The sequence below is a fragment of the Cytobacillus horneckiae genome (assembly GCF_002835735.1).
In the GTDB taxonomy this organism is placed as follows: Bacteria; Bacillota; Bacilli; order Bacillales; family Cytobacillaceae; genus Cytobacillus; species Cytobacillus horneckiae.
In genome coordinates, this window is sequence record NZ_PISD01000087.1 from 1 (window position 1) to 10,355 (window position 10,355).

At 39.2% G+C, this 10,355-nt stretch carries 7 protein-coding genes and 2 riboswitches; of the genes, 1 reads left to right on the forward strand and 6 read right to left on the reverse strand.

The features are described 5' to 3' along the window. Positions 1–454: 454 nt before the first annotated feature. The 6 genes from CWS20_RS26830 to CWS20_RS26855 form a co-directional block, all read right to left on the reverse strand. Positions 455–1,780 carry an NCS2 family permease gene (locus tag CWS20_RS26830; RefSeq protein WP_066193123.1) on the reverse strand — a complete coding sequence of 442 codons (1,326 nt, stop codon included), beginning with the start codon at positions 1,778–1,780 and terminating at the stop codon, positions 455–457. A gap of 129 nt (positions 1,781–1,909) precedes the next feature. Then, positions 1,910–2,011, reverse strand: a riboswitch (purine riboswitch). Between the two features lie 206 nt (positions 2,012–2,217). Beyond that, positions 2,218–2,733, reverse strand: coding sequence for a GNAT family N-acetyltransferase (locus CWS20_RS26835; protein ID WP_066193121.1), 516 nt, complete (start codon positions 2,731–2,733; stop codon positions 2,218–2,220). A gap of 66 nt (positions 2,734–2,799) precedes the next feature. Then, the gene (guaA, locus tag CWS20_RS26840) at positions 2,800–4,320 is read right to left on the reverse strand and encodes a glutamine-hydrolyzing GMP synthase (protein ID WP_172939424.1); all 1,521 of its coding nucleotides are present in this window, start codon (positions 4,318–4,320) and stop codon (positions 2,800–2,802) included. 243 nt (positions 4,321–4,563) lie between these two features. Further along, a riboswitch (purine riboswitch) is annotated at positions 4,564–4,665 on the reverse strand. A gap of 68 nt (positions 4,666–4,733) precedes the next feature. Further along, on the reverse strand, positions 4,734–6,941 hold the full coding sequence (locus CWS20_RS26845; RefSeq protein WP_066193119.1) for a transglutaminase TgpA family protein: 2,208 nt from the start codon (positions 6,939–6,941) through the stop codon (positions 4,734–4,736). Further along, positions 6,938–8,155 (reverse strand): DUF58 domain-containing protein, encoded by a 1,218-nt coding sequence (locus tag CWS20_RS26850; protein ID WP_066193117.1) that lies wholly within the window; start codon positions 8,153–8,155, stop codon positions 6,938–6,940. Before CWS20_RS26850 ends, CWS20_RS26845 begins: the two co-directional genes overlap by 4 nt. 1 nt (position 8,156) lies before the next feature. Beyond that, on the reverse strand, positions 8,157–9,113 hold the full coding sequence (locus tag CWS20_RS26855) for an AAA family ATPase (RefSeq protein WP_066193115.1): 957 nt from the start codon (positions 9,111–9,113) through the stop codon (positions 8,157–8,159). A 195-nt stretch (positions 9,114–9,308) separates the two neighbouring features. Here CWS20_RS26855 and CWS20_RS26860 point away from each other — a divergent pair, with 195 nt between their 5' ends. Continuing rightward, the gene (locus tag CWS20_RS26860; RefSeq protein WP_066193114.1) at positions 9,309–10,214 is read left to right on the forward strand and encodes a nuclease-related domain-containing protein; all 906 of its coding nucleotides are present in this window, start codon (positions 9,309–9,311) and stop codon (positions 10,212–10,214) included. Positions 10,215–10,355: the final 141 nt, after the last annotated feature.

Consider the following 10,355-nt stretch of genomic DNA (forward strand, 5'->3'; position numbering starts at 1 on the left):
GCTGTATAATCAGCTGTTTTTAGAATTAACGTTGACGTTTTTTGTTCGTTCAGTTTTCAAAGATCAATCTCGCCGCTTCAGAGGCGACTTTATTAATATATCATACTAGCAATCATTCTGTCAACAACTTCTTTAAAATGTTTTTTCGTTGTTGTCGTCATCAACGACTGCTTTACTATAATAACACCCATAGTAAGCATCGTCAACAAAATATAATAAATTTCTTTAATATATTTTCTTACTATGTAATTACCTCTTATCACCATCAACTAAACATAAAAAAACTCATACTATCAAACTTCCATATAGTCCCCTCTATACAGCACACTTTGTTAGGAAAAGGACGCAACTAATCACACTGCAATCATAAAAGATTCTACTAAGTAAAATATCTATGAAGGTATAACATATAAAAAAAGCCGCAGAAAAATCTGCGGCTTTTCACTTATCTCTATTAATGGAAGATTAAATATAACAGGAAGACAAGGAAGAAGAAATACATAACCGGATGAACTTCTTTAGCCTTTCCTTTAACAATCATTGTAATTGGGTAGAAGATAAACCCAACCGCGATACCTGTTGCAATACTATAAGATAATGGCATTGTAATCATTGTGAAGAAAGATGGAACTGCAATTTCGAAACGATTCCAATCGATTTGACCTAATGATGACACCATTAAGATTCCAACAATGATAAGCGCTGGAGCTGTTACAGCTGATGTTACAACTTCCAGTAGCGGGAAGAAGAACAATGATAACACGAAGCATGCTGCTGTAACAATTGCTGCAAACCCGCTTCTCGCACCCGCCGCTACACCGGCAGATGATTCAACAAAAGAGGTAACAGTTGATGTACCAAAAATAGAACCGGACATAGATGCAGTTGCATCAGCAAATAATGCTTTACCTGCACGAGGCAGTTTATTATCTTTTACAAACCCAGCTTGGTTGGCTACTGCCATTAATGTACCGGCATTATCAAAGAAGTCTACGAATAAGAAAGTTAGCACTACACCAAGCATTGCTGTTGTATAGAATGACGGATCACCGAAAGCTGAGAACAATGCACCAAAAGTTGGCGCTACACTTGGTACTGTATCTACAACCTGTTCAGGCGTATTAATTAATCCAAAGATCCAGCCTACTATCATAGTAATAACCATACCGAAGAAAATTCCTGTTTTGATTCCTCTTGTCATCAAGATAACTGTAACGATGATACCAAAGATAGCTAATAACGTATTCGGATTACCTAAATCACCAAGCCCGACAAGTGTTGCCTCATTTTTTACTATAATACCCGCTGATTGAAAGCCAATAAATGTGATAAACAAACCAATACCGGCTCCTACAGCAATTTTTAGTTCAAATGGAATGGCGTTAATTAATTTTTCACGCAGACCTGTCAAAGTTAAGATTAAAAAGAAAGCACTAGAGATAAAAACGGCAGCAAGTGCGTGAGTCCAAGGCATACCATTTACTAGAATAACAGTATAGGCAAAGAATGCGTTCAAACCAAGCCCAGGTGCTAGACCGATTGGATATCTGGCTATGAGCCCCATAATAAGGGACCCGATTGCTGCAGAAAGGGCTGTTGCTACGAATACAGCACCGTAATCCATTCTCATATTATCTGGCAGATCAGGTACATCCGCCAATGTTAATGTCATTGGGTTGACTGCTAAAATATAAGCCATTGCTAAGAATGTTGTAATACCACCAATGATTTCGCGGCGGTATGTTGTTCCTAGTTCTTCAAACTGGAAATATTTCTTCATTTCTATTTTTCCCCCTAAAAGTTGGCATTAAAAAAACTCCGGTTAAGATACCGAAGTCTTGACAACTGGGTCCGTACAAAAAACGAAGGATAATAGAAAGAAAAAATAAAAATAGCCATAACTATCCTTTGTCAAATGCACATACCACGTAGTCAAGTTATTTACGGTAACTTGGTAGATACTTATGGGCCATATTCCCATTATTATACGAAGATATTTTTATCTCTTATTTAATTTCAATATAATATTAGCAGTTAAAAAAGACCTAGTCAATATAAAAAGCGAACATTTTAATGTCCGCTTTTTACCAATGTTCGTGTATTGTCCATTTCCCAACGAGAAAAGAACAATCTATAGTTCTAATTACTTCAATATATAACAATACAGTAAGAGTTGCAATCCAGAATATTTTTACAATCACAAATAATTACGCTGTCTCAAGATAAAATCAATTGATACGCAAGTCTCTCTCCATTTGGCACACTTAGTTCAATTTCCCCTTTTAATTGAAAACCACTACTTTGAATGACATGCTGCATGATTTTATTTTCAGGATGAGTATCAATTCGAATGTCCTGATATCCATTCAATCTAGCTGCAGTTATAAGAAAGCTTAATAACATTTTTGACAGCCCTCGGCCTTGGATATCAGGGTTAATTGCTACTCGATGGATTGATGCATAACCGGAAAATTCCATATTCCATGTTTTCATCTTATCGTAAGCTTCATCAGGTTCCGTTAGGATGGTGCCTACCCCCACTATTTGATCGTCAAGCATGAATACGTAAGCTTGCTCCCGTTTAATATCCTCGGTAAAAATTTCGCGGCTTGGACCATCACCATCCTGCCACTGAGGTATTCCCCGTTTAATAATGACCTCACGTGCTTGGTCAATGATTGACATCATCATGTCCAAGTCCCCGATGGCTGCCTTCCTTAAATAAAGTGTCATTTAATCATTCTCCCTTATTTAAAAATAGCCTTAGAAATCCTAAATGGACCGCTAAGGCTTTGTTTATTATTCCCACTCAATCGTTGCTGGTGGCTTACTTGTAATGTCATAAACTACGCGGTTAATATGCGATACTTCGTTTACGATTCTAGTTGAGATGATTTCAAGGACATCCCAAGGAATTCTTGCCCAGTCAGAAGTCATTCCGTCGATGGAAGTAACTGCACGAATGCCGATTGTATAATCATACGTACGCGCATCACCCATTACACCTACACTGCGGATGTCAGGTAGGACAGTGAAGTACTGCCATACGTCACGTTCTAAGCCGGCATTTTTAATTTCTTCACGTAAAATCGCATCTGATTCGCGAACGATTTCAAGTTTTTCTTCAGAGATTTCACCTAATACACGGATACCTAGACCCGGACCTGGGAATGGCTGCCTCCAAACGATTTCGTCAGGAATGCCAAGCTCAGTACCTAAAGCACGCACTTCATCCTTAAATAATGTATTTAACGGCTCGATTAGTTGGAATTGCATATCTTCCGGCAGACCACCAACATTATGGTGAGATTTAATTGTTTGTGCAGTAGCCGTACCGCTCTCAATAATATCAGTATAAAGAGTTCCTTGTGCTAAGTAATCGATGCCTTCTAGCTTCGTAGCTTCATCATCGAATACATAGATGAACTCATTACCGATAATTTTACGTTTTTTCTCTGGATCACTTACACCTTTAAGCTTATCTAAGAAACGATCTTTTGCATCTACTTTAATTACGTTCATGTTAAAGCCTTCAGAGAATGTTTTCATTACTCCTTCAGCTTCATCTTTACGCAATAATCCATGATCAACAAAAATACATGTTAATTGATCGCCAATCGCTTTATGAATTAATACAGCAACTACAGAAGAGTCTACTCCACCGCTTAGTGCACATAGTACATTTTTATCGCCAACGGTTTGGCGGATTTTTTCCATTTCGATTTCAATGAAGTTTTCCATTGACCAGTCGCCTTTGCATCCGCATACGCCGAATACAAAGTTTTTCAGCATATCATTGCCGTATACAGAATGGCGTACTTCCGGATGGAATTGAACGCCGTAAAGTCCGCGCGCTTCATCACTGATAGCCGCAACAGGACAAGATGGGTTTGTTCCATCAATTGTGAATCCTTCTGGCGCTTCAACAACAAGGTCGCCATGGCTCATCCAAACGATTTGCTCCTCTGGAAGGTCAGCAAATAATTTAGATTGGTTTTGCAGTTTAAGAACCGCTTTGCCGTATTCACGATGCTTAGCTTGTTCTACTTTTCCGCCAAAATGCATCGTCATTAATTGCATGCCGTAGCAAATACCGAAGATAGGAAGGCCTAATTCGAATATTTCCTCATCACAACGGAACGCACCTTCACCGTATACACTGTTAGGACCGCCAGAGAAAATAATTCCCTTCGGATTCATTTTTTTAATTTCCTCAGCTGTAATTGTATGTGGGTGCAATTCACTGTACACACCAAATTCCCTTATTCTACGTGTAATCAACTGATTGTATTGACTTCCAAAGTCAAGTACAACGATCATCTCTTGATCATGCAATTCTACTTTCCCCGTCACGCTGTTCACCTCATCAACATTTATAGAATGATTTGGAAGATTCATTCCTTTATTCACTTCATAATTGAAGAGTTACCAAGTTTTTTCACTTATTTATATCATACCCAGACAAAAATGAAACATCCAGACTTCAATTAAACAATAAAAAAACTAGAGTTCTTCTCCTCAAATAATACAGAAGGCAGAATTCTAGTTTTTTCCATTGTTGCACTTAGAATATTCTGCCTTCATAGTCAGATCATTTCCGGTGACCTGGTAGAAACTTTCGAACCATATTATCGAGGATATATGAAGGTTACACTCATTTAGTTAAATGATTATCGCACACAATTGTATGCGAGTTCTCATTCAACTATTTTAACAACAGGTTAATTTTCCGGTCAAGCTATTGTCTTTTTAATTAAATTTTCCCACAATTTCTGTGTGTCTATCCATATTCCTTTTTCAAGCGAACCGCGATATAAGTATTGTTCATATTTTGCAGTCAGCCTACTCATATCCTTTGTTTCAAACGAATGATCAATCACTTTGCTATACTCTCTTAACGTCTGACCTTTCTCTCTAGCTAAGCCGTATCGTTCTAGCTCATTTAAAAGAGTCAAGTAAGCTTTAATAAATTGCTCATCCTTTTTTGAGCGCTTAAACCACCAAGTATAAAAATACGGAAGCCATCTTCCTCTTTTATAATAGGCAGCCGCAATTAACGCTGTTAGTATAGCCAATATGCCTGCTGCTATCTTCCAATAGTCATTAATGACATCCTTCACTTTATCCCATATTGCCGTAATGGTTAATTTGTCAGATTGTCCATCAGTCGGCGTTCGATTTTCGTCCAATTCAGGCGCATTCGGTTGATCAGTCGTTTCTTCTTGCTGCTGGCTGCTGTTATTATCATCGTTCATATCAAAATTATATTGAACACTGTTCGTAAAACCTTGAGTAGGTTCAAATGAAACCCAGCCAACCTCTGGAAAATATGCTTCTACCCATGAATGGGCATTATTATTGGTAATCTCATACCTGTTTCTATCGTCGGTGCCAGAAGCAATCATTTCACCTTCAGTATACCCCTTTACCCATCTCGTTGGGATTCCAGCAGATCTAGCTAATACAACCATTGAGGTAGAAAAGTTATCGCAATAGCCGCGGCGCGTATCAAATAAGAATTGATCAACATAATCATCGTTTGGCCCTGGTATAGCTACATCTCTTTGATCATAAATATAGCCTGAGCGGCTGAAATACCGTTCGATCTCTCTAATTTGATCGAACCAATTGTCACTATTTGCAACGATTTCAGCTGCAAGGTCGTGGATACGCTGCGGCAAATTATCAGGGAGCTGTGTATACCGCTCGTAAAATTCTGAATCTAAACCATGATTCTCATTATTCGACGCACTTAATGCTGTTACACTGTAGCGCGGCCGTTCATAGCTAACAGAATAGTCAGTTACAAAACCTGGATTGGAAGAAGGTGTTTCTATTTTTTCAAGTGTAGGATTTAGTTCCATTGAGTATTGCCGATCGCCATCCACCGTTGTTACCCCCAGCGGATACATGACATGAGGATAAGTAGAAAGCATCTGAACAAAGCTCGAATGCTCCGTTGTCTGCACATTTCCATTATCTACAAACGATTCAATCGGTGTTTCTTCGCCCATAGAGAAAGGAATTTTTTCTTCCCCTTCAGCTGATGGCACCCAGCCTTTCCCTGTATAGACATCCTTCGTTTCCACCTTCCAATAATGGCGAAACTCCATCTCAGCCTCAAACACGACTTTATTATCTGGAAGAAAAGGACCGCCTAGATTCGAATCGTCTTCTCCATAGCCAATTTTCCGAATTCCGGCAGTAGGACTACCGCCGCTCTCTTCATTTAAAGAAGTAATGAACGGAACGGGGTCTGGCCAGATAGGATCTGCCTTTGGTGCGGCATAAGCGAGTCCAAAACTTGCAAAAATAAAGGAAATTAATGGAAGCGTCCATTTCCTGGTGTACGCCTTCCCCTTTTTAATTTCTTCTTTTTCCAATTCACGGTAAAAAGTAAGTATTCCCATAATCAAGAATCCTGAGACGACTGTTCTCACAATCGCCCATTCGGCATTGTAGGGTGTAAATGTATCAAGCACCGTTATATAAATGAGCGTCATCAGGAAGAATACAAATATTTGCCTGCGGTTGATAAGCCAATATTGAATTAAATAAGTCATTAGCCAAAGCAGAACAAAAAATAGAAAGCTTCGAAACATATTGGTTAATTCCGGCCAGTCTCTTTGCAGCATGACTGAGAAATTATAAAAGAATTCCTCTATCATAAAAGATAACGACTGAAACGGACCTAGAGTCTCCGTATAATAAAGCATATAGAGCGCAAAAAGAATAACTCCGCCTTTTAATATGAAGCGAATCATATAATGCAAACCAATATAGTCTAAAAATAAGGCAATTAAAAGAAATAAAAGAAAAACCCATACATTGGACGTATCTGTCAATTGTTCAACCGGTCTAATCCATTCCCATAATAGCAAGAAACCAAAAAGATATAATATTAATGAAGATAGCCGACTATTCACTTTAAACTCTGTCATCCTCTTTTCACCTCCGAGAATGCCTCAGTAAAACGCTCATCATGAATCATCGCCATTCGTATTCCTCTTGCTTTCGCCATTTGATGCAAGGAGAGCTCTGAATTCGAAGGGGATTCTCCTTTTTTCTTCATTAAAAATATCGTCACATTTCCTTTGCTTGACGAATAAGAGCTTGCCTTTTCGAGCAGCTGCTTCGTCAATTGTGAAGTAACCAGCATTAGATTATAATTTTGCTGCGATAAAAAGTTTTCTGATTCTAATACTATATCTACTGTGACTTCGCTGTTATCCTTTACTTTCGCCAAATGATAAAGAATTTGCTGCAGCTGACCATCTCCTCCGCGAATAGGAAATTCCACTCTTTCAGATGAAGAAGAGAGAAACCCAGTCTGGGCACCTTTACGAAGAATCGCTTTTACTAAGGATGCGGTAAATGCGACGATAATCTCAAAGCGGCTTTCAGGAGTACAATCCATCAATATAAACACATCATGAGATTTACGCTGCTCAAACTCCTTCGTCATAATATCATTTCGCTTTGCTGATGCTTTCCAATTTATCCATGAAAAGCGGTCACCAGGCTGATATTCCCGAACGCCTGTCGCCATAGAAGTATCACGCTGCACCCGCTCATTCGACGCTGTCATCCCATGATCATAATGATTTTCAAAAGGACGATAGGTGATTTCCTCATAAGCAGGATAGACGAGTATTCGGTCCTCTAGCGGAATGAATACCTCCCGTTCAATTAACCCAAGCGGATCTCCTGTTTTCAAGCGGACATGCTGGAAAAAGTGCTCCCCCCTTGGTAGATTCCGCATTAGATAGTGGACAGTTAACTTTTTCTGGAAGCGAGGAAACAAGAGCTTCTTTTCACTGCTTCTTTGTTTAAGTAAACGCAGTTCACGGCCGAGCTTGTCCTCCACAATCAAATAAAATAACGGAAAACCGGTGTGCCTTTTTATTGTTAAAGTAATCTCAATAGATTCACCCGCATTGAATTCATTTTTCGTCAACACTCTCTCCACTTCAAAATTTTGAATCGGAACGAAAGCCAGTGCCAACGCATAGAAGCCAAACGGCAAGAAGCTATAAAAAAGAAACCAGCTCACAAATCCGCCTTGAAACATCGCGTATGAAAAGGTAATGATAATCAGCAGAAAAAGCACAATCAGTTTCCATACGTCTTTAATAATGAAAAAGAGACGTTTCATTTTATTTCACTACCTTTTGAACCGGGACTGGCGTTGTTGCAACAATGCGCTCCACTACTTGTTCGGCAGTGATTCCTTCAAATTTTGCCTCTGATTTTAAAATAATGCGATGAACAAACACAGCAGAGGCCAAATATTGAATATCATCAGGCAATACATAGTCGCGCCCATATATAAATGCATAGCTCTGAGCCGCTTTCATTAAAGCAATTGATCCTCGGGGGCTCACCCCTAAATACACGCTGGCATGCTTGCGCGTACGATCCGCTAGCTCAACAATATATCGCTTAATTGAGTCGTCGACATATACCTCCTTTACTTGTTCCTGGAGACTTGTCAGTGCCTCCAGTGTAATAACGGATTCGATTTTCTCTATTGGCGCCTGCTTTTGAACCCGGGTCAGCACCTCAATTTCATCCTCAGGAGCGGGATAGCCCATCTTCATTTTTAAAAGGAAGCGGTCTAATTGCGCTTCGGGAAGAGGATATGTTCCTTCATATTCAATTGGATTTTGCGTTGCCATAACAAAGAATGGTTTTCCTAGAATATGTGTCACCCCATCAATCGTCACACTGCTTTCTTCCATCCCCTCTAAAAGCGCCGATTGGGTCTTCGGCGAAGTCCGATTGATTTCATCTGCTAAAATAATATTTCCCATTATTGGTCCTGGTCTGAACTGAAACTCTAATTCTTTCGGATTATAAATTGAAACCCCCGTCACATCTGATGGAAGCAAATCTGGCGTGAACTGGATTCTTCTAAAATTTGCCCCAACCGATTTTGCGAGAGCCCGCACCATCATTGTTTTTCCTACTCCCGGAACATCCTCCAGGAGCACATGACCTTCAACAAGCAATGCAACTAAGCTTAATTCAGCCACTTTTCTTTTGCCAATCATAACCTTCTCTATATTCAAGAGCACCTGCTCAATGACCGGATGCATCTTTTCTGTCATCATATTTCCCCCTGTTCTATCTTTGTTTGTATGAAAGCGTCACGATGTCCGCGAAATTCGCCAAAATCTGTCCTTCTTCTACTTTATATTCGCTTTTTCTTGCCAAAACCCTGTAAATTTCTACAAAAGAGAAGGACTTTTTTCGTGCGTGATATTTTTATATAATTTTAGTAGAACAAAGTTGAAAGGATGATATATATGTCTATTGTAAAACCTCTTTCTCCCCCTGACCAACTTACTTTCCTTGAATGCCTCAACAATCGCGCGAAATTACCTTTGCAAGAAAGACAATATCTAGAAAATTTGCAAAAAGGAGCTGAGGGAGAGAAAAAATGGGAAACACATTTACGAAAATTAACCTCTAATGTACTCATTCTATATGATTTAACACTTGAAATAAATCACACATACTTTCAAATTGACGCACTATGCATTTTTGAAAATATAATCTTAGCCTTTGAAATTAAAAACTATCAAGGCGACTTCCACATTAATAATAATCAATGGTACAGTTCATCCGGAAATGAAATTAAAGATCCCCTTCTGCAGGTCCGCCGAAATGAATCCCTGTTAAGGCAGTTCTGTAAGAAGCACCACATACGATTACCTATTGAATACCACCTCGTGTTTGTAAATCCCGAATTCATGATTTATAGCTTGCCGCCACGTGAAAATATCATTCTGCCCCCGCAAATCAACCGCTATATCGAGACCCTAAACAGCACACCAGCCCAACTTAATCGCACGCACGATCAAATTGCCGAAAAACTCCTTTCATTAAATCTACAAAGTGACGTTTATCGCTCGAAATACAACTATAACTATGAGAATTTGCGGAAGGGAATTTGGTGCGGAGAGTGCAGAGAGTTCGTTATTCGCAAAATCAATACATTATATTGTAAAAAATGCGAAACAAAGGAAACCTGCCACTCAGGGGTATTACGCGGCATCTCACAGCTAAAAATACTCTTCCCAAATGTAAAATTAACTACACACCTCGTCCATGATTGGACTGGAAAAATCGTTTCTAATGTGACCATACAAAGGATATTGCAGCAGAACTTTGAAAAAGTGAGCGGATCTAAGAATACCTTCTATATCTGATTGCATGTATTTGGTATAAGCTGAGTCTTTTGAATGATACTGTAAGTCAACTTTATTTGAGGTCCGGGTTTCTTGATGGGAATATGGCTCTTTCTTATCATCTTTATTCGGGATTCGGGTTTCTTGATGGAAATACGGCTC